Origin of the sequence: Hymenobacter cheonanensis, assembly GCF_030581075.1 — a bacterium.
GTDB lineage: Bacteria > Bacteroidota > Bacteroidia > Cytophagales > Hymenobacteraceae > Hymenobacter.
The window spans coordinates 566,308-585,296 of sequence record NZ_JAUQSW010000002.1 but is presented as its reverse complement, the minus strand read 5'-3'; the positions used below and the strand labels follow the sequence as shown (position 1 = coordinate 585,296).

General features: G+C 65.0%; 18 protein-coding genes. 12 read left to right on the top strand and 6 right to left on the bottom strand.

Going from position 1 to position 18,989, the window contains the following annotated elements:
* Positions 1-27: 27 nt before the first annotated feature.
* Positions 28-933 (bottom strand): dihydropteroate synthase, encoded by a 906-nt coding sequence (folP, locus tag Q5H89_RS06060; protein ID WP_305018407.1) that lies wholly within the window; start codon positions 931-933, stop codon positions 28-30.
* A 167-nt stretch (positions 934-1,100) separates the two neighbouring features.
* Here folP and Q5H89_RS06055 point away from each other — a divergent pair, with 167 nt between their 5' ends.
* The 6 genes from Q5H89_RS06055 to Q5H89_RS06030 all read left to right on the top strand — a co-directional run bounded on the left by Q5H89_RS06055 (position 1,101) and on the right by Q5H89_RS06030 (position 5,762).
* Positions 1,101-1,658 (top strand): DUF1599 domain-containing protein, encoded by a 558-nt coding sequence (locus Q5H89_RS06055; RefSeq protein WP_305018406.1) that lies wholly within the window; start codon positions 1,101-1,103, stop codon positions 1,656-1,658.
* A gap of 40 nt (positions 1,659-1,698) precedes the next feature.
* Positions 1,699-2,841, top strand: coding sequence for a BT_3928 family protein (locus Q5H89_RS06050; RefSeq protein WP_305018405.1), 1,143 nt, complete (start codon positions 1,699-1,701; stop codon positions 2,839-2,841).
* Between the two features lie 101 nt (positions 2,842-2,942).
* Entirely contained in the window at positions 2,943-4,004 is a 1,062-nt protein-coding gene (locus Q5H89_RS06045) for an ABC transporter permease (protein ID WP_305018404.1), read from the top strand.
* A gap of 107 nt (positions 4,005-4,111) precedes the next feature.
* Positions 4,112-4,408 (top strand): hypothetical protein, encoded by a 297-nt coding sequence (locus tag Q5H89_RS06040; RefSeq protein WP_305018403.1) that lies wholly within the window; start codon positions 4,112-4,114, stop codon positions 4,406-4,408.
* Between the two features lie 10 nt (positions 4,409-4,418).
* Positions 4,419-5,018, top strand: coding sequence for a shikimate kinase (locus Q5H89_RS06035; RefSeq protein WP_305018402.1), 600 nt, complete (start codon positions 4,419-4,421; stop codon positions 5,016-5,018).
* 87 nt (positions 5,019-5,105) lie between these two features.
* Positions 5,106-5,762 (top strand): sterol desaturase family protein, encoded by a 657-nt coding sequence (locus tag Q5H89_RS06030; protein WP_305018401.1) that lies wholly within the window; start codon positions 5,106-5,108, stop codon positions 5,760-5,762.
* Between the two features lie 82 nt (positions 5,763-5,844).
* Here Q5H89_RS06030 and Q5H89_RS06025 read toward each other — a convergent pair whose 3' ends face one another.
* Positions 5,845-6,045, bottom strand: coding sequence for a hypothetical protein (locus Q5H89_RS06025; RefSeq protein ID WP_305018400.1), 201 nt, complete (start codon positions 6,043-6,045; stop codon positions 5,845-5,847).
* A 169-nt stretch (positions 6,046-6,214) separates the two neighbouring features.
* Here Q5H89_RS06025 and galK point away from each other — a divergent pair, with 169 nt between their 5' ends.
* Positions 6,215-7,387 (top strand): galactokinase, encoded by a 1,173-nt coding sequence (gene galK, locus Q5H89_RS06020; RefSeq protein ID WP_305018399.1) that lies wholly within the window; start codon positions 6,215-6,217, stop codon positions 7,385-7,387.
* Between the two features lie 89 nt (positions 7,388-7,476).
* Positions 7,477-8,544: a UDP-glucose--hexose-1-phosphate uridylyltransferase gene (locus Q5H89_RS06015; protein ID WP_305018398.1), complete on the top strand. Its 1,068-nt coding sequence runs from the start codon at positions 7,477-7,479 to the stop codon at positions 8,542-8,544.
* A 75-nt stretch (positions 8,545-8,619) separates the two neighbouring features.
* Here Q5H89_RS06015 and Q5H89_RS06010 read toward each other — a convergent pair whose 3' ends face one another.
* From Q5H89_RS06010 to Q5H89_RS05995, 4 genes are all read right to left on the bottom strand, one after another.
* Positions 8,620-8,823 carry a PID-CTERM protein-sorting domain-containing protein gene (locus tag Q5H89_RS06010; RefSeq protein WP_305018397.1) on the bottom strand — a complete coding sequence of 68 codons (204 nt, stop codon included), beginning with the start codon at positions 8,821-8,823 and terminating at the stop codon, positions 8,620-8,622.
* A gap of 58 nt (positions 8,824-8,881) precedes the next feature.
* A complete protein-coding gene (locus Q5H89_RS06005; protein WP_305018396.1) occupies positions 8,882-12,790 on the bottom strand; it encodes an FG-GAP-like repeat-containing protein in 3,909 nt (1,302 codons plus the stop codon).
* Positions 12,791-13,020: 230 nt separating this feature from the next.
* Positions 13,021-13,794: a LytR/AlgR family response regulator transcription factor gene (locus Q5H89_RS06000; RefSeq protein ID WP_305018395.1), complete on the bottom strand. Its 774-nt coding sequence runs from the start codon at positions 13,792-13,794 to the stop codon at positions 13,021-13,023.
* A complete protein-coding gene (locus tag Q5H89_RS05995) occupies positions 13,767-14,894 on the bottom strand; it encodes a sensor histidine kinase (protein ID WP_305018394.1) in 1,128 nt (375 codons plus the stop codon). The genes Q5H89_RS06000 and Q5H89_RS05995 overlap by 28 nt, the downstream gene beginning before the upstream one ends.
* Before the next feature lie 234 nt (positions 14,895-15,128).
* Between Q5H89_RS05995 and Q5H89_RS05990 the strand changes: the two genes are divergently transcribed.
* The 4 genes from Q5H89_RS05990 (at position 15,129) to Q5H89_RS05975 (ending at position 18,947) form a co-directional block, all read left to right on the top strand.
* Positions 15,129-15,305 carry a hypothetical protein gene (locus Q5H89_RS05990; RefSeq protein WP_305018393.1) on the top strand — a complete coding sequence of 59 codons (177 nt, stop codon included), beginning with the start codon at positions 15,129-15,131 and terminating at the stop codon, positions 15,303-15,305.
* A 256-nt stretch (positions 15,306-15,561) separates the two neighbouring features.
* Entirely contained in the window at positions 15,562-17,466 is a 1,905-nt protein-coding gene (locus tag Q5H89_RS05985) for a gliding motility-associated C-terminal domain-containing protein (protein ID WP_305018392.1), read from the top strand.
* A 160-nt stretch (positions 17,467-17,626) separates the two neighbouring features.
* Complete coding sequence (locus tag Q5H89_RS05980; protein WP_305018391.1) at positions 17,627-17,875, top strand: HPr-rel-A system PqqD family peptide chaperone; 249 nt, start codon at positions 17,627-17,629, stop codon at positions 17,873-17,875.
* 16 nt (positions 17,876-17,891) lie between these two features.
* Positions 17,892-18,947 (top strand): ATP-grasp domain-containing protein, encoded by a 1,056-nt coding sequence (locus Q5H89_RS05975; protein ID WP_305018390.1) that lies wholly within the window; start codon positions 17,892-17,894, stop codon positions 18,945-18,947.
* The last annotated feature ends 42 nt before the right edge of the window (positions 18,948-18,989 follow it).

Here is an 18,989-nt window from a genome sequence, read left to right as displayed (position 1 = left end):
TTGCGGCGCCTCGGGCAAGGTGGGCCGCTAGTATCTTCCGCCGGCGCTCAGTAGCTCGATGGTTTGGCGGGCCTCGGCCACGTCGTGCACGCGCAGCAGGCGCGCCCCGCCCTGCAAGGCCAGCACGTGCAGGGCCGTGGTGCCGTTGAGGGCCGTTTCGGGGCCTAGCCCCAGGGGCTTGTACACCATGGCCTTGCGCGAGAGGCCCACCAGCAGGCCGTGGCCCAGCGGGGCCAGCTCGGGCAGGCGGCGCAGCAGCTCGTGGTTGTGGGCGGGGGTTTTGGCAAAGCCGAAGCCGGGGTCGAGCAGCACGTCGGGCGGGGCCAGCCCGCCGTTAGCCTGGCGCAATGCCTCGAGCTGGTCGCGGAAAAAGCGCAGCAGCGTCAGCACAATATCCTCGTCGTAGTGGGCCAGCGCGCGCATTGTTTGGGGCGTACCCTTCATGTGCATCAGGCAATAAGGCACTTGCAGGCGGGCCACGGTGGCGAGCATGTTGGCATCGAGGGTGCCGCCGCCGATGTCGTTGATGAGGTCGGCGCCGGCCGCCACGGCCTCGGCCGCCACGCTAGCCCGGAAGGTATCGACCGAAATAAACGCCGCCGGAAACGCGTGGCGCAGGGCGGCCAGGGCGGGCAGCAGGCGGCTTTTTTCCTCGTCGGGGCTGATGTCGTCGGCGCCGGGGCGCGAGCTGTAGCCGCCCACGTCGAGGGCCGCCGCGCCGGCGGCCAGCATAGTCTCGGCGCGGTGCAGCAGGGCCGCTTCGTCGGCGGGGCCTAGCCGCGAGCCGGGGTAAAAAGAATCGGGCGTGACGTTGAGAATACCCATTGCCTGCGGCTGGCGCAGGTCGAGCAGGCGGCCGTGGGGGCTGCGCAACGAGTTGCTGAAAGGCTGATTTTGTGGAGGTTCGAGCAGAACGGGGGGACTGGCAAGCATGGGGTGGGTGGGCGGGGAGGGAAGTGCGAAGGGTTAAATATCCGGCGCTACGGGCGAACTTGCCGGGCCATCTGGCGCGGGCGCCATTTACCGCTGAGGGCGCCGAGGTTCGCGCAGAGGTTCGCAGAGCGCCTATTCATCCCTTCACGCATTCGCTCATTTCCCCTTTGACTACCCCCGAGCACTACGACCAGATTTTGAGCCGCTGCCGCGCGCTGTTTTTGGCTAAGACCCACGACTACGGCACCGCCTGGCGCATCCTGCGCCTGCCCTCGGTCACGGACCAGATTTTTATCAAGGCCAACCGCATCCGCACCATTCAGGAAACGGGCACCCAGAAAATTGCCGATGGCGTGGACGAGGAGTTCGTGGCCATCATCAACTACTGCCTCATTGCCCTCATGCAGCTGCGGCTAGCCCCTGAGGCGCCCCTCGACTTGCCCACCGCCGAGGTAGCCGCCGCCTACGACCGCGAAAATGCCCAGAACCGCGAACTGCTGCTGGCCAAAAACCACGACTACGGCGAGGCCTGGCGCCAGATGCGCGTGAGCAGCATCACCGACCTCATCCTCATGAAGTTGCACCGCATCAAGCAGCTCGAAAATAGTGGGGGCGTCGCCCTGGTGAGCGAAGGCGTGGAGGGCGGCTACCGCGATATGCTGAACTATGCCGTGTTTGCCCTCATTTTGCGGGAGGAAGCGGCCACCGCCGCCCCGCGCCCGTAAGGGGCTAGCCAGGCCGTAACGCCCTTTGCTTATCTGCTTTATGAAGATTTCCCTTCCCCAACCCATGCGCCAGGTTACCCGCTTATGCTGGGCGCTGCTGGGCATATTGTTTATTTTTTCGGGCCTCATCAAGCTCAACGACCCGGTGGGCACGGCCTACAAGCTCGAAGAATATTTTGAGGTGTTCAGCGCCGACGTGCCGGCCCTGAGCTGGCTCTTCGACCCGCTGCACAACGCCAGCCGCTTCCTGAGCGTGGCCCTAAGCTCGCTCGAAGTTATCCTGGGCGCGTCGCTGCTGCTGCGCTTTTTCCTGCGCAAAACGCTGCAGGCGCTGGTAGTGCTGCTGGTGTTTTTTACGTTTCTCACTTTCTATTCGGCTGCCTTCAACAAGGTAACGGATTGCGGCTGCTTCGGCGATTTCATCAAGCTCAAGCCTTGGACTTCGTTCCTGAAAGACCTGTTTTTGCTGGGCCTGTGGGCGGTGGTGTACTTCAACCAGAAGCACTTGCGGCGCGCCTTTGTGCGCGGCACGCCGGGGCTCATGGCCATGACTTTTATCAGTGCCCTGGCCATTGGCATTGGGGTGCGGGCGCTGGGCCACCTGCCGTATTTCGACTTCTTGCCCTATAAAGTGGGCAACAACATCCCGCAGCTGATGAAGCCGGCCCAGGCGCCGCGCTACCAGTACACCTTCGAGCGCAACGGCCAGACGATGCAGGCCGAGCAGTTTCCGACCGACTCGACCTGGAAATACAAGGCCATGACGGTGCTCAACCCGCTGCAATCGACGCCCGTGGTAACCGATTTTGTTATCACCGACCCTGAGGGCAACGACATAACCAAGCAGGTACTTACCGGCAACAAGCTCATTCTCATTGTGCAGAATACCAACAAGGCCGACCGCGACCGCTTCCCCGATTTCAACAAGCTGTTTGAGGCGGCCAGCAAGTCGCGCAAGCACATCGACGTGCTCACCATCACGAGCACGGCGGCGGGCAAGTTCGACTCGTTTCGCCACGATGTAAACCTGGCCACGCCCTACGCCTTTGCCGATGCCACGGTGCTCAAGTCCGTCATTCGCTCGAACCCCGGCCTGCTGGTGCTGCACAACGGCACGGTGGTGGCCAAGTACCACTACCACGATATTCCGGCCTTGTACCAGGTCGAGAAGGCGCTTCAGTAATTGTTAGTTGTTAATGGTCAATTGTTAATGCAGCTTAAGTAGACGAACAAACTGCCATTAGCCATTAACAATTAACCACTAATAATTAACCATTAAAAAACATGCTCTCCTTTCTTCTGCGCCGCCTGGGCCAGGGCCTGCTTGTGCTGGTGGGCGTGGCCTGCACGGTTTTCTTTCTGTTTAACGTGCTGCCCGGCGACCCGGCCGCCCTGCTGGCCGGCCAGCGCACCGACCTGGCCACCAAGGCCGCCATCAACGCCGACCTGGGCCTCGACCAGCCGCTGCCCGCCCGCCTGCTCGGGTACCTCAACGACGCCTCGCCGCTGGGGGTGCACCCGCGCGACTCGGCCGGGGTGGCGCGCTACGGCGGCGTGGCGCTGCTGCCGCTAGGGCACGAGCGCGCCATGGTGCTGAAGTGGCCGTATCTGCGCCGCTCGTTTCAGAGCAACCAGGACGTGCTTAGCCTCTTGCTCGACCGCTTTCCGGGCACCTTGTGGCTGGCGCTGGCGGCCATGCTGCTGGCGGCCGTGGGCGGCATTGCGCTAGGGGTGGCAGCGGCGCTAAAGCCGCAGTCGTGGCTCGATAGGGTATTGGTAACAACCTCGGTACTGGGCATTTCGGTACCGTCGTTTGTGGCGGCTATTCTTATCGCCGTCAGCTTCGGCTTTTACTGGAGCCACTGGACGGGCCTGAGCCTGACGGGCCAACTCTACGAAACCGACCCCTTCACGGCCCAGCGCCACCTAGTGCTGCGCAACCTGCTGCTGCCGGCCGTGGCGCTGGGCGTGCGCCCACTAGCCGTTATCATGCAGCTCACGCGCTCTTCCATGCTCGATGTGCTGAGCCAGGACTACATCCGCACGGCGCGGGCCAAGGGCCTGAGCCCCGGCCGCACGGTGTGGCGCCATGCCCTGCGCAACGCCCTCAACCCGGTGGTAACGGCCGTGTCAGGCTGGCTGGCCTCGCTCATGGCCGGCGCATTTTTTATCGAATATATTTTCAACTGGAAAGGCCTGGGCACCACCACGCTGCGCGCCGTGGAGAACCTCGATTTTCCGGTGGTGATGGGGGCCACGCTCTTCGTGGCCGCCATTTTTGTGCTGGTCAATATCGCCGTCGACATGCTGTATGCGCTGCTCGACCCGCGGGTGAAAGTGGGCTGAACTTGCTTATTGCGGCGCCCGCAATATATTTGGCGCCTTGCGCTGCACTGCGGCCGGCCAGGCTGCCGGGCGGCGCATAAGCCTCTCACCCTCTCTGTTTTAGCCCCATGGACTCGACCATTACGCCCGCTTACCCGGCCGGCGGCGCCTACGACAGCCGCCCGCAGTCGCCCACCGTCTCGGTTGGCGACTGGATTATCACCTACCTTATCATGTGCATTCCCGTAGTGGGGGTGGTGATGTTATTTGTGTGGGCTTTCAGCCGCAGCACGCCGCCCAGCAAAGCCAACTGGGCGAAGGCGGCGCTTTTCGTCACGATTATTTTTATGGTGCTCGGCTTCTTTTTTGCCGGCAGCCTCATTGCGCTGCTGTCCACGATGAGTGGCGGCCACCGGGTTTATTAACTGCCTTGCCATGCCCGACCTCCCGTCGGATATTCTACCCGCCCCGGCCAGCCGGCCCCTAGCCGGGCCGGCTGGCCATTTGTATTTGATTGGGCTGCCGGCCTCGGGCAAAACCACGCTGGGCCGCCAGCTGGCCGCCTACTACGGCCGGGGCTTTCTGGACCTCGACCACCGCATTGTGGCCGACGCGGGCCAGACCATCCCCGAGATTTTTGCCGCCGAGGGCGAAGCCGGCTTCCGGCGGCGCGAGGCAGCGGCGCTGGCGGCCGTGGCTAGCCACCCCGGCCGGCCGCTGGTAGTGGCTACTGGCGGCGGCACACCCTGCTTTTTCGACAACCTAGCCGTGCTGCACGCCTCGGGCTTTGTGCTGTGGCTCGATGTGCCGCTGCGTGAGCTGCAGCGCCGCCTGGCGCGCCGCAACCAGGCCACTACCCGGCCGCTGCTGGCCGGCACGGCCGCCGCAGCCACGCCCCAGCAAGCCCTGGCCGAGTGGCTGGCCCGAACCCTGGAGGCCCGGGCGGGGTTCTATAGCCAGGCGCGGCTGCGCCACCCCGGCGCCCCGGCCGAAGCAATGGCCGCCGCCCTCGAAGCCGCCGGCTTTCAGCCCTAGCTATTGGCAATGGCGAAACCTGCGGAGGCGTAACTTTGTAGACAAGCTGTTTTTTACAGGTAGTAAGTTAAGTTTCAGGCTTTCATTATGGCTAATCTCACCGATACTCCCGTGGCGCCCGCGCCGGTGCGGCCCAAGCACAAGGGCTCGGCCCAACTATTTAAAAACCCCGTACTGGAGCGGCTCTCGCACACGCATATCGCGCTGCCGGTCAGCATCTTTATCGCCACTGCCCTGGTAAGCCTGTACTATGGCATCACGCGGGGCTTTGTAGCCGGCTTTTCGGGACTGGGGCTGTTTTTGGGCGGGCTGCTGCTCTTCACGTTCGTCGAGTATTTGGTGCATCGCTACGTGTACCACATTCCGGCTACCACGCCGGGGCGGGCCAAGTTTCAGTACACCATGCACGGCGTGCACCACGAGTACCCCAAGGACGAAACCCGGCTAGCCATGCCGCCCATTCTGACGGTGTTTGTAGCCTCGCTGTTGTTCTTTATTTTCCGGTTTGCGTTTGGCAACTGGGCCTTCGGCATTCTGGCGGGCTTCACGTTTGGCTACGCCATGTACCTGTTTGTGCACTACGCCATCCATATGTACGCGCCGCCCAAAAACTTTCTCAAAGTGTGGTGGACGCACCACGCCCAGCACCACTACCGCCAGGATGAGGTGGCGTTTGGGGTGAGCAGCACCCTCTGGGACCACATTATCGGCACCATGCCCACCAAGCGCAGCGAGCAGGCCTAGTGCCTGGCAGCTACCAAAAAGGCGCGGCTCCCATCTGGGAGTCGCGCCTTTTTTTATATACGTATGTCGTTGCCAGTCAGCTTTATACCGAAGTGCCGTTGCCGCCGCCGCTGCCGCCGCTCATCTTGCTTACCAGCCACCAGATGATAGCGACTACCAAAAACACGGCAATGGCGCCCACCCAGATGCCACCTTTAAAAATATCGCCGATGGCGGCGCAGCCCGTGAGCGCCGACGCCAGCACGGAGAAGATAAACAACAGGGAAAGACGCGAAGTAGTCATGGGAACCAGCAGATAATGAATGGGATATGAAGCTCAGGCCACGCGGCCAGCTTATGGCTGAGTTGTACTACATCGGGCCAAAAAAGGTTGGCCGACGGCTGCGTACCCGTTTTTTGCTGCTTCCGCTACCCCTGCATCCGAAGAATATCCGCCACTTTTGCGCCTACTTATGACTGCTTCCGCCCTTACCTCCGCTTTTGAGCAGCGCTTTGGCGCCGCCCCCACCCTGCTGCTGCGCGCGCCGGGCCGCATCAACCTCATCGGTGAGCACACCGACTACAACGATGGCCTGGTGCTGCCGGCGGCCATTGACAAGGAAATCCGCTTTGCGCTACGCCTCAACGGCACCGACCGCATCCGGCTGGCGGCCCTCGACTTTGACGATACCTACGAGGTGGCGGTGGCCGACATTGCGCCCATCGGGGGCGGCCACTGGGCCAACTACCAGCTAGGGGTGGTGGCGGGCTTGCTAAAGCGCGGCGCCGAGGTGCCGGGCTTCGACTGCGCCTTCGGGGGCAATATTCCGAGCGGGGCGGGCCTGTCGTCGTCGGCCGCGGCCGAGTGTGGCGTGGCCTGGGGCCTCAATAATTTGCTGGGCCTCAAGCTCGATACTATGACGCTGGCGCACATTTCGCAGATGGCCGAGCACGAGTACGCCAAGGTAATGTGCGGGCTCATGGACCAGTTTGCCAGCCTGTTTGGCCGGGCCGGGCACGTGGTGGAGCTTGACTGCCGCTCGCTCGACTACAAGTATTTTCCGTTTGACACCAGCGCCTGCCGCCTGGTGCTCTGCAACTCGGGCGTGAAGCACGCACTCGGCGACAGCGAGTACAACACCCGCCGCCGGGAGTGCGCCAAGGGCGTCGAGATTCTGCAAAAGCACAACCCGGCCATTAAGTCGCTACGCGATGCTACGCTGGCTGATATTGAGGCGGCTAAGGGCGAAATAGGCGAGGTGGTAGAAAAGCGCTGCCGCTACGTGGTGGAGGAAAACCAGCGCGTGCAGGACCTCACCGCCCGCCTGGCCGAGGGCAAGCCGCTGGCCGAAGTGGGCGAGCTGCTTTACGCCAGCCACGCCGGCCTGCGCGACCTCTACCAGGTAAGCTGCGACGAACTCGACGTGCTCGAAACCCTGGCCCACTCGGCCCCCGGCTGTTACGGCGCCCGCATGATGGGCGGCGGCTTCGGCGGCTGCACCCTCAACCTCGTGGCCACCGACCAGGTAAAGGAATTTCTGACCTACATGAAGCAGGGCTACCACGACCAGCTAGGCCTGAAGCTGGACACCTACGTAACCACGCTGGCCGACGGCGTGGGCGAGCTGCTGAACGAGGAAGGCTAGCCAGGCTACCGCCACCGCGGCCGGCGCGGGGCGGTGCTCCGGGCCGGCGAAGGCCGGCGTTTTTTCATTCCTTTTAACTCCCCACCCCCATGTTTGACTTCACCGAGCAGCCCCACCGCCGCTTCAACCCCCTGCTTGATGAGTGGGTGCTTGTGTCGCCGCACCGCGCCAAGCGCCCCTGGCAGGGCCAGCAGGAAAAGCCGCAGCCCGAAGAGCGCCCGGCCTACGACCCTACCTGCTACCTCTGCCCCGGCAACACGCGCACGAGCGGCATTACCAACCCCAAGTACGAGCACCAGTACGTGTTCGACAATGACTTTGCGGCCTTGCTGCCCGAGGGCGAAACCGGCTCGTTTGAGGAAGGCGGCCTGCTGCGCGCCGAGGCCGAAACGGGCCACTGCCGCGTTATCTGCTTTTCGCCGCGCCACGACCTGACGCTGCCCGAGATGGAAATCGCGGAAATTCGGCGGGTGGTGGACGTGTGGACCGACGAGTTTCGCACGCTAGGGGCCGACCCGAACATCAACTACGTGCAGATTTTCGAGAACAAAGGCTTTGTGATGGGCTGCTCGAACCCGCACCCGCACGGCCAAATCTGGAGCGAGCGCACCGTGCCCGACCTGCCCGCCAAGGAAGCTCGCGCCCAAAAAACCTACTTCGACAAAAACGGCCGCACGCTGCTCAGCGATTACCTCGCTATCGAGGAGAAAACCAAAACCCGCTTCGTAGTCGAAAACGACACCTGGGTGGTGCTGGTACCCTTCTGGGCCGTGTGGCCCTTCGAAACGCTGGTGCTGCCGCGCCGCGCCGTGCAGGACCTCACGCAGCTCAATGACCAAGAGCGCGATGGTCTGGCCGATATTCTGAGCCAACTCACCATCCGGTACGACAACCTGTTCGAAATCAGCTTTCCGTACTCGGCCGGCTTCCACCAGCGCCCCACCGATGGGCAGGACTACCCCGAGTGGCACCTGCACATGCACTTTTTGCCGCCGCTGCTGCGCTCGGCCACCGTCAAGAAATTCATGGTGGGCTACGAGCTGCTGGCCAACGCCCAGCGCGACATCACCCCCGAGCAGGCCGCCGAGCGCCTGCGCGCCCTGCCGGCTGTGCACTACAAGAAGCAGGCCCCCACGCCCGCCCCGGCTGCTCACTAGCCCAGTGCAAATAGCCGCACGCAAAAGTGCCCCGGCTGCCTGGCAGCCGGGGCACTTTTGCGTAGGGGGCGGCGGCTAGGCTCGGCGGCGGTCGCGCAGGCGCTTGAGGCCATAGGCCACGCCCGAGGCCAGCAGCAGCGAAGCGCCCCCATCGATGGGCACCTGCGTGGGGTCGGGGGCGGCACCACCGGGCGTGGGACCGCCCGTGGTGGGCGCCTGGGCCTGGGCCGCGCTACCCAGGGCTAGCAGCAGGGTGGCAGTTAAAGCAAGGTTTTTCATACAGCAAAACAGGGAAGAAGCCGGCCCCACGTCGGGGCCGGCCTGGTGGGAGAAAAGATTACTGAATGACCACGCGCTGGGCGGTGGTCGAGGAGCCGGCTTGCAGGCGCAGCACGTACACGCCGGCCGCCAGCGCGCCGGTGGGCACGCTTAGGCGGGCGCCGGTGGCGGGCAGGGCGGCCGTTTGCGTGCGCACTACCTGGCCCAGCGCGTTGCAGAGCTGGGCCTGCACCTGGCTGGCCCCGGCCACGGCGGGCACCACTACCACGAAGCTTTCGTGCGCCGGGTTGGGGTACACACTTACCTCAGCGGCTAGCAAGGCTGGCGTCGTAGCCAGCGGCGAGGCCGCGCCGAACTGCAAGCTGAAGCGCCCCACAATAGTGGCCTGCGCCTCGGCCGTGCTGGCGCTGAAGGTGTAGCTCGTGCCCGCGCTCAGCCTGGTAAGCTGGCCGGTTTGGGCATCGCGCAGGTAGGCAGCGAGGCCAGCGGGCAGGTTGGCCAGGGCCGGGGCGCGCAGCGCGTAGGTGCCGGCCGCAGGCACGCCCACCGTGAGGGCAATAACCGTGGCGGCCGTGAAGGCCGGGCGGCCGTCGATGGCCAGGCTTTCGCCGCTGGCGGCCAGGCTAGCCAGGTTCAAACCAGTAGGGTTGGGCAGCTTCACGGCGTCGTAGGCAGCGTCGGTGGCAGGGGTGGCACCGGCCTCGGCGTAGGCGTAGAGCACGTCGGCAGGGCCGCTGGCCCCGCGCAGCTCTAGCTGCACCAGGGGGCGCGGGTCGGCGGCGGTGCGGTACACGGCTACCTGATTGGCGAAGGAAGTCAGGCGTTGCGCGTTGCGGAAGGCGATGGTGCCGCTGGTCTGGCCACTGCTCACCCGCACAAAAAAGCCCTGGCTGCTGCCCACGAGCGGATTGCCGCCCAGGCCATTGACGTAGGCCCGGTACTGGCCCACGTACTGGCCACTGCTTTCGAAGACATACATACTGGCATCGAGCCCCACGAGGCCCCCATCGGTGAGGCTGCGGAAATCGATAGGCGCCGGGTAGGGGTTGCCCACCAAGGCCCAGCCCGCGTCGGCGGCCGTGGCCCCGGCGTTGCGGGCCAGGGTCAGCGTTTGATTGCCCGTAGTGAGCGTGCCCGTGAAATCGACGAGCTGCGTGCCATTGATATTCACGGCGTAGCCCCGGCCCACCTCCAGCGGCGTGCTGAGGCTAGCCGGCACAAAGAAGCCCTTGTCGAAGGCCGGGTAGTTACTGCTCACCGTGGCCAGGCGGCCCTGGTCGTAGCCAAACACCGTGGGGAAAGGCGTGGTGGCGCCCGGCGTGGCCGAGGTATTGTAGCTCTGGGTGAGCACCGGCGCAAAACCGGTGGTGGCCAGGTCGGCCACGGTGCTGCCGCTCACCGGCGCGGCGTAGTGGCGGTAGCCCAGGCCCGGGTTCTTGCCAGGGTCGAGGTAGCGCTGCACGGTGGCGGCGCCCTGCACAATGCCCGTGCCCCGGTTTACAACCAGGGCCGTGCCATCTTCGGAAGACAGCAGGGTGAGGGCCTGGCCATTGAGCACGAGGTTGCCGGCCGCGTCCAGCGTCAGCAGCTCGGCCACGCGGGTGGCGGCGGAGAGGACTACCGTGCTGTCGTTGGCGGTACTCAGGTTGCGCACCTGGGCGGGCAGGCCGGTACCTGTGCGTTGGGAAGCCGTGCCATTGTAGACGTAGCTGGCATCCGTGCTGAAGCTGCGTGCGCCGGTGGTTTGCACCGCGCCGGTGGCGCCGCTGCTGCTGATACCGGCCGCGTTGCAGATGCCTAGTGTGCCGCCCGCTGCCAAGGTAAACGTGCCCGCCCCGCTGATAACGGCGCAGCCGTCGTTGAGGGTAGCGCCGGTGTTCACGGTCACGCTGCTGGTCACGGTTACGTTGCCCCCTAGCGTGGCCACGCCGGGACTGTTTACGGTGATAGAGTTGTAGGTGCCCGCCGCGATGGAAGTGGTAGTAGCTACCACGAGGTCGGGATACGTGACAGCAACTGGCGTCAGGGTCACGGAGCTTGCCAGGTTGCGGTCAATCGTGTAGGTAACATCCGTGCTACCAGCCGCCGCAAACGACGAGCCGCCCCCGCCGCCAGCAGCGGTGTTGTTGCCGTAAACGGGGTCGCCGCTGCCGCCGCCGCCGTAGTAGCCACCCCCGCCCCCGGCCCCATCGCTAGGCCCGCCGGTGCCTATGCCATCTCCTCCTACGCTACTCCGGCCGTCATTAACGGGCGAAGCGCTCCCTACCCCGGGGCCGGTTTGCGTGGCCCCACTAGCCGCGCCAACACCCGGCGCGTTCGGAATCCCTGGGTATCCCCCAACAACTGCTCTGGCATTGCCGCCCGAGCCGCCCGCCACTACGAGGGCGTTACGGCTGGCGAGATAGTCGCTGGTGCGCGTCCCTTGTCGGCGCACGTCGGTAGCCCCGCCGCCCCCGCTGGCGTCGCTGCTAAGCGCTCCGCGCCCCCCACCGTTATAGCCACCCAGATGATAATTATTAGGCCTTGGAGCAAAGCTACTCCCACTCTCGCCGGTCCCGCCCACAACCACAGTTAGTACTTCGCCCGGCGTTACGGCCACGGTAGCTTGCACTTTGGCCCCGGGGGCAGATGGCCCTAGTACCAACCCATAAGGATACGTTGTGGCCCGCTGCTCGTAGCCGCCACCCTGGCCGCCGACGGCTACTATTGCCAGGCGCGTGACGCCCGCCGGCACGGTATACGTCTGGGTACCTCCGGTGTAGGTATAGCGCGTCGAAAACGCGGCCGTGTTGGTCGTGTTCAGCAGCACCCCCACCGCGCTCGTGTTGAAGTCAGCCGTCAGCAGGTCGAGCTTGCCGTCGGCATTTACGTCGGCCGCCACAATATCCTGCGGGTGGCTACCCGCCCCAACGCTGAGTTGAGTAACCGGGCCAAAGGTGCCATCGCCGTTGCCCAGCAGCACCCCGGCGGCGTCGCTGCCACGGTTGTCGGCGAGCAGGTCGGGCCTGCCATCGCCGTTCACGTCGGCCACCGCCAGCTTAAAGGGGGCGCTGCCGGTGCCGGTGCCGTAGGGCACAACCGGGCCGAAGGTGCCCGTGCCCGTGCCCAGCAGTACCCCAACCGCCGCGCCGAAATTATTGGCCGTAAGCAGGTCGGGCTGACCATCGCCGTTCACATCGGCCACCACGATGTCGGTGGGCGCGCTGCCCGCCCCGGTGCTGAAAGACGTAGCGGCGCTAAAGGTGTTAAAGCCCAGGTTCAGCAGCACGCCGATGGAATTAGTATTTGCATTGGCCGCCAGCAGGTCGGGCCGGCCATCCCCGTTCACGTCGGCCACCGTTATCTGGTACGGATGGCCGCCGGCGCCGGTGCTGTAAGGCCTTACGGTGCGGAAGCTGTTGCTGCCGGTGCTGCCGGTGCCCAGCAGCAGCCCGGCCGAGTCGCCGTTGCTGTTAGCGGTTACTACGTCCAAATTCCCATCGCCATCCACGTCGGCTACCGCAAGGCCAATGGGCGCGCTATCCGCCCCGGTGCTAAACTCAGTCAGGTAGATGGAGAAGGAGCCGGTGCCGGTGCCCCGCCGCACCCCAACGGTATTCGTGCCCGTACTAACCGTGAGCAGGTCGGGCGCGCCATCGCGGTCTACGTCGGCTACCACAATGCCCCACGGAATGCCGGCGCCGGTGCTGAACGCCGTGACCGGGCCAAAGCTGCCGCTCCCCGTGCCCAGCTGCACGTTAACATTTTTGTTTTGCTGGTCAACCGACAGCAGGTCCAGCTTGCCATCGCCGCTTACGTCGGCTACCGCCAGGCTGATGGGCGCGCTACCCGCCCCGGTGCCGGTGGTGGCTACGGGGGCAAAGGTGGCCGGCGTTTGGGCCAGGGCCGGGCTAGCCAGCAGCCCGCTGGCCCCCAATAGCAGCCAGGCAGGCAACTGCCCGCTTCGGTGGTAGAATTTTGTTCTCATAGGGTAAAGGCGATTGGGATTATGAAAAGGAAAATTTGTTTTTCCTCAGCCACAAAGGACTGCCCCACCTTAACCTTAAAAAGTGAGCAATATCATTATTTTTTTAATCTTTAATTAAACAGGTATTTATACTCAAATCCGTTTTCTTTCTGGTTTTACCGTGGGCCGGCCGCATAAGAAAGCCCCCACTGCCAGGGGCAACGGGGGCTTTTTTATGCGGCCGGCAGGGGCTACTTCCAGCGGGCAAAAAAGGCATCGACGGCCTCGCGGTAGCCGTCGCTCACGGGCAGGGTTTCCTGGCGCACCTGCAGCGTGCCGCGGCCTACGGCGGCCACGTGGTCGAGGCCCACGATGTAGCTGCGGTGGATGCGCATAAATTTGCCGGCGGGCAGCTTTTCCTCCATGCTGCGCAGGCTGGTGAGCGAGAGCAGCGGCCGGGGCTGGCTGGCCAGGTGTACCTTCACGTAGTCCTTGAGGCCTTCCACGTAGAGAATATCGGCCAGCATCACGCGCACGAGCTGATATTCTACTTTGAGGTAGATGTGGTCTTCCACGGGCGGCGGGGCGGGGCTGGCCGGCGCGGCGGCGGCCGGGGCTACCGGCAGCCGGGGCTCGAAGAAGGCCCGCGCCTTGAGGGCCGCCCGCAGAAACTCCTCGTAGTTGAAGGGCTTCAACAGATAATCAAGCGCATCGACCCGGAAGCCTTCCAGCGCATACTGGTTGAAGGCCGTGGTGAAGATGACGCGCTGCCCGCCGCCCTGCAGCACCCTAGCCAGCTCCAGTCCGCTGAGGTCGGGCATCTTGATATCCAGAAACAGAAGCTTGACCTCGGGCTGCTCGTGCAGGGCGCGCAAGGCGGCCACGGCGCTGGCGTAGCGCCCCACGAGCTTCAGAAACGGCGTTTGCTCGATGAAGGAGCACACCAGGCCCAGGGCCAGGGGCTCATCATCGACGGCGATGCAGGAAATGGGCGCGGCTAGGGGCGCAGGTGCAGGCTGAGACATACTTCGTACTCGTGTTGGGTGGTGGGCGCGATGACGCGCAGGGTGTACTGGCCGGGATACAGCAAATCGAGGCGGCGCCGGGTGTTGGCCAGCCCAATGCCGCCGGGCTCATCGGCCTCGGGCTGGTGGTTGACAAAGAGCGTGTTGCGCACGCACATCTCGACCTGCTGCGGCCCCGGCTGGCGCAGCGCTATCGTGATGCGGCTAGGGGACGAGGCGCTGACGCCGTGCTTAAAGGCGTTCTCAACATAGGGCTGAAATAGCATGGGCGCGATAAACGGGTCGGGGCCGACCGCGTCGGCGGCGGGCGTTTCAAAAATAACTTCTACCTGGTCGGTGAGGCGCAGGTGCATCAGCTCGATGTAGTCGCGCAGGAAGCTGACCTCCTGGCTCAGGCGGGTGTGGCCGGCGGGCGTTTCGTAGAGCACGTAGCGCATCATGCGCGAGAGGCGGTGCAGCGCGGCGCGGGCCCGCTCGCCATCCAGCAGCGTGAGGGCGTAGATGTTGTTGAGGGTATTGAAGAAGAAGTGCGGGTTGATTTGGGCCTTCAGCAGCGATAATTCGGTGGCTACCTGGCGGCGCTCCAGCTCCAGGCGGCTTTCGGCGTCGCGCTGGGCCTTTTGCACGGCGGCCAGGCTAGCCGAGAGGCCTAGCACCATGAGCGTGAGCAGCAGCACGCCCGTGTCGAAGAGGGCGCTGCCCTCGGCCTCGGCGGGGCCGGGCGCAAAGTGCGGGCGCGGCGCCGACCACGGGTTGGGCGGGTCGAGCACGGCCTCGCGGCCCCTGGCCACCAGCTCAGGCACGTGCAGGCGGGTTTCGGCCTGCTGATGCAAAAACAGAATGGCTAGCCCGGCCACCACGTTCACGGCCAGGTAGGCGGGCAGGCGGCGGCCGTAGAGCAGGCGCGGGGCGGCCCAGTTCAAATTCAAGTAAAACAAGCCCACCAGCAGGCCAAACACCAGCGCCTGGGTCAGCCAGAACTCGGGAGGCTTGGGGCCGGGGTAATCGGGCTGCTGGGCCCACAGCAGCACCACCACCAGCCCCCACACCAGGGCGTGCAGCAGCAGGGTAGAAGCCGGGCGAAGGAGGCGAAGGGGCACGGGAAAGCGGGCGTTGAAAACACCTGCAAACTACGGCGGCCGCCGCACCGCGCGCCCGCGCCAATCGGCGGGCGCCGCCAACGCATCGGCGGGCGCCGCGCCCGCCCACCCGGCCGACGCTAGCCCCCCAACCGCCGACGCCAGCCCGCCAACCGCCGATTGGCCGGGCGCGCCGCCGGCTTTGCGTGGCAATTTTGAGTACCTCGTTTTCACCCTTTTACCCCCTTTCTTTTTATGCGGACTCCATTTATTTACCTGTGCTTCGGCCTGCTGATTGCCAGCAGCGGCAGCGGCTTCACCGCCTGCAGCAAGCAAGACTGCGCCAAGCCCACGGCCAGCAAGTCGGGCACCTGCACCAAAACGGACACGACCAAGACGACAACCACTACCACCGGCACGGGCGCCAACTAGGGTCGTCGGGCTTTGGCTCGGCGGGTGTCGACCTCACCCCCTAGCCCCCTCTCCTTGGGGAGAGGGGGAACTAGCTTTTAGCTCTATTCTAACTTTATAACAGATTAGTAGCTAAGTCTAAAGCTAAAAACTAGTTCCCCCTCTCCTTAAGGAGAGGGGGCTAGGGGGTGAGGTCCGTGCCCGCCGAGCCTAAACCCGCTGGCCCCCACGGCCCCGCCGCCAGCCCCCTCCCAACCGCTACTCCCATCCATTCTCCATGCCCCTCGGCTACCTCCGCATTTGGCGCCGCTGGCTGCTGCTGGCTAGCCTCCTCCTGACCACGCAGCTGGCCTGGGCCACGCACATTGTGGGCGGCGAGCTTGATTTGCAGCACCAGACGGGCAGCACCTACACGCTTACCCTGACGCTGTATTTTGACGCCATCAATGGCAACGCGGCGGCGCTCGACCAGGCGCTTACGGCCGGGGTTTTTGACAAGGCCACCAACCGCCAGCTGCAAAGCGTGGTGCTGCCGCTCACCAGCAACACCTTCGTGAGCTACACCAACCCGGCCTGCGCCGTGGGCTCGCTCAGCACGCGCAAGCTGGTGTATACCAAGGATATTACCCTCGACGCGGCTACCTACACCGGCGCCAGCGGCTACTACGTGGCCGTGGAGCGCTGCTGCCGCAACCTGGCCATCAGCAACATTATTGCCCCCGGCGCGGCGGCCCAAACCTTTTACCTGGAGTTTCCGGCCGTGGTGCGCAACGGGGCGGCGTTTATCGACTCGACGCCGCGCATCTTCCCGGCGCTGGGTGATTATGCTTGCCTTAACAACCTGTTTTACTACGACTTCGGCGGCCAGGACCCCGACGGCGACTCGCTGGCCTACGACATGGTGACGCCGCTCAACGGCCACGCCACGGCCACTACGCCGGCTCCGCTGCCCGCCGCCGCGCCCTACAGCCTCGTAACCTGGACCGCCGGCCTGAGCACCACCAACCAGATACCCGGCGCCCCCGCCCTGGGCATCGATGCGCACACCGGGCGCCTCACGGTGCGGCCCAGCCGGCTGGGTTTGTTCGTGTTTGGGGTGCGCTGCGCGGAGTACCGCAAGGGCGTGAAAATCGGCGAAACGCGGCGCGATTTTCAGCTCTACGTGCTCAATTGCCCCAGCAACAACCCGCCCGTGGTGACGGTGCAGGCCAACGGCCGCGCCTACCGCCCCGGCCGCGACACGGTGCGCCTGGTGCCCGGCGGCCCGCGCTGCCTCACGCTGCGCTACACCGACCCCGACCCTAATTCGACCCTCACGCTCACAACCCAGCCCGTCAATTTCAGCGATGCGGCCACGGCCCCGAGCTTCACCACCACGGCCAGCGGCACGGTGCGCGCCAGCGGCCAGCCCGATACGCTCTCGGCCACGCTCTGCTTTCCGGAGTGCGCCGACACCAAGGGCAAAGTGTACCTGCTCAATGTGTTGGTAGCTGATAATGGCTGCTCGCTGCCCAAGCGCGATACCGTGCAGGTGGCCTTCATGGCCGCGCCGCCGCCCAGCACCACGCCGGTGCTCACCACCAGCTTTCCGACCGAAGTGCCGGGCGCCGTTACGGTGGTGCGCGTGCCGCTGGGCCAGCCCTACACCGCCACGCTGCTCGGCACCGACGTGGCACCCAACCCGCTAGCCCTCACGGCCACCGGCGAGGGCTTCGACCTGGCCAGCGTGGGCATGACCTTCGTGGCCCAAAACGGGGCGGGCCGGGCCACCGCCACCTTCACCTGGACGCCCGCCTGCGGCGCGGCCTCGGCCAGCCCCGATGGCCTGCTGGTGCACTTTGCCCTGGCCCAGAGCACTACCTGCTCGCCGCACACGCTGGCGCGGCCCATCCGCTTCGTTATCGAGCGGCCCACCGATACGCTGGCCTTCCGCCCGCCCAACATCATCACGCCCAACGGCGACGGCCGCAACGACGTGTTTACCCTGCCCGACCTGCCGCCCGATTTCTGCGACGCCCAGTTTGCCGGCGTGCAAATCTTCTCGCGCTGGGGCCGCCTCATGTACCAGTCGCCCGAGCGCAGCTTTAGCTGGGGCGGCGCGGCGACGGCGGGCACGTATTTTTACCTCATCAGGTACACCGATGGCCGCAAGTATAAGGGTTGGCTTGAGGTACTGCCGTGAGTAGTGCCCACTATTCAATCCGGTTATAAAATTTTATTAAAAACGCCTGTCATTGCGAGCACAGCGCGGCAATCGCATCCGAATGGCTCGTCCTGATGCGATTGCCGCGCTGCGCTCGCAATGACAGACGCTCACTTAGTTACTTATCAAGTAGAACTCTTTGAAACTCAAGCCCAACATTGCCACCAGCGAAGCCGGCTTCGTCTTCAACCCGGCCACCGGCGACTCGTTTGCCGCCAGCCCGCTGGCGGCCGAAATCCTGGCCTTGCTGCGGGCCGGCGAGCCCGAAGCCGTCATTGTGGCTAGCCTGCTCGCCCGCTACGACGTGCCCGAAGCCCAGCTGCGGCGCGACCTCGCCGATTTTATGGCCCAGCTGCGTACTTTTCAACTGCTTGAGCCCGCTGCCTAGCGCCCCACTCTTACCCGTGCCCGCCCCCGCCCGCCCGCCGCTCACCGTGGCTCTCACCGGCCTTAATGCCACCGACAGCCCCGGCGCGGGCGTGGCCGTGGCGCGCGCCCTGCTGGCTAGCCCCGACTACGCCGTGCGCCTCATCGGCCTGAGCTACGAGGCCCTGGAACCAGGCATTTTCCTGCGCGAGCTGTTCGCCAAAACCTACCTGCTGCCCTACCCGGCCGCCGGCTCGGCCGCGCTGCTCGAGCGGCTGGCTTATATAAATGAGCAGGAAAACGTGCAGGTCATCATCCCCAATTTCGACGCCGAACTGCCGCACTTCATTCGCCTCGCGCCGCAGCTGCGGGCGCTGGGCATCTGCGTCTTCCTGCCCACCGCCGCGCAGCTCGATGCCCGCGATAAGCTGAACCTCACTACGTTTGGCGCCGCCCACGCGCTGCCCGTGCCCGCCACCCAGCCCCTGCACCACGCCGCCGAGCTAGCCGCCGCCGGCCAGGCGCTAGGCTGGCCGCTGGTGCTGAAGGGCCGCTGGTACGAGGCCCAGGTGGTGCCCACGCTAGCCCAGGCCGAGGCGGCTTTTGCGGGGCTAGCCGCGCGCTGGGGCCTGCCGCTGCTGGCCCAGCAGTACGTGCAGGGCCAGGAGCTGAACGTGGCCGGCCTTACCGATGGTCGCGGTCACCTGCTCAGCGCGGTGCCCATGCGCAAGCTCACCATCACCGACAAGGGCAAGGCCTGGGCCGGCATTACGATTGAGGATGAGAGCCTTACCGAGCTGGCGCGGCGCTTTGCGGCGGCCAGCCAGTGGCGCGGCGGCTTCGAGCTGGAGCTGCTGCGCACGGCCAGCGGCGAGGTGTTTATCCTCGAAATCAACCCCCGCTTCCCGGCCTGGATATACCTGGCCGCCGCTGCCGGCCACAACCAGCCGGCCGCCCTGCTGCGCCTGGCCCTGGGCGAGGCCGTGGCCGATTTCGGCCCCGTGGCGGCGGGCAAGCTCTTCGTGCGCTACGCCTGGGACTTGATAACTGATTACACTGATTTTCAGCAAATAGCCGGCCTGGGAGAGCTGTAAACACTTACTGATTACTACTTATAAAATTGTCATTGCGAGGAG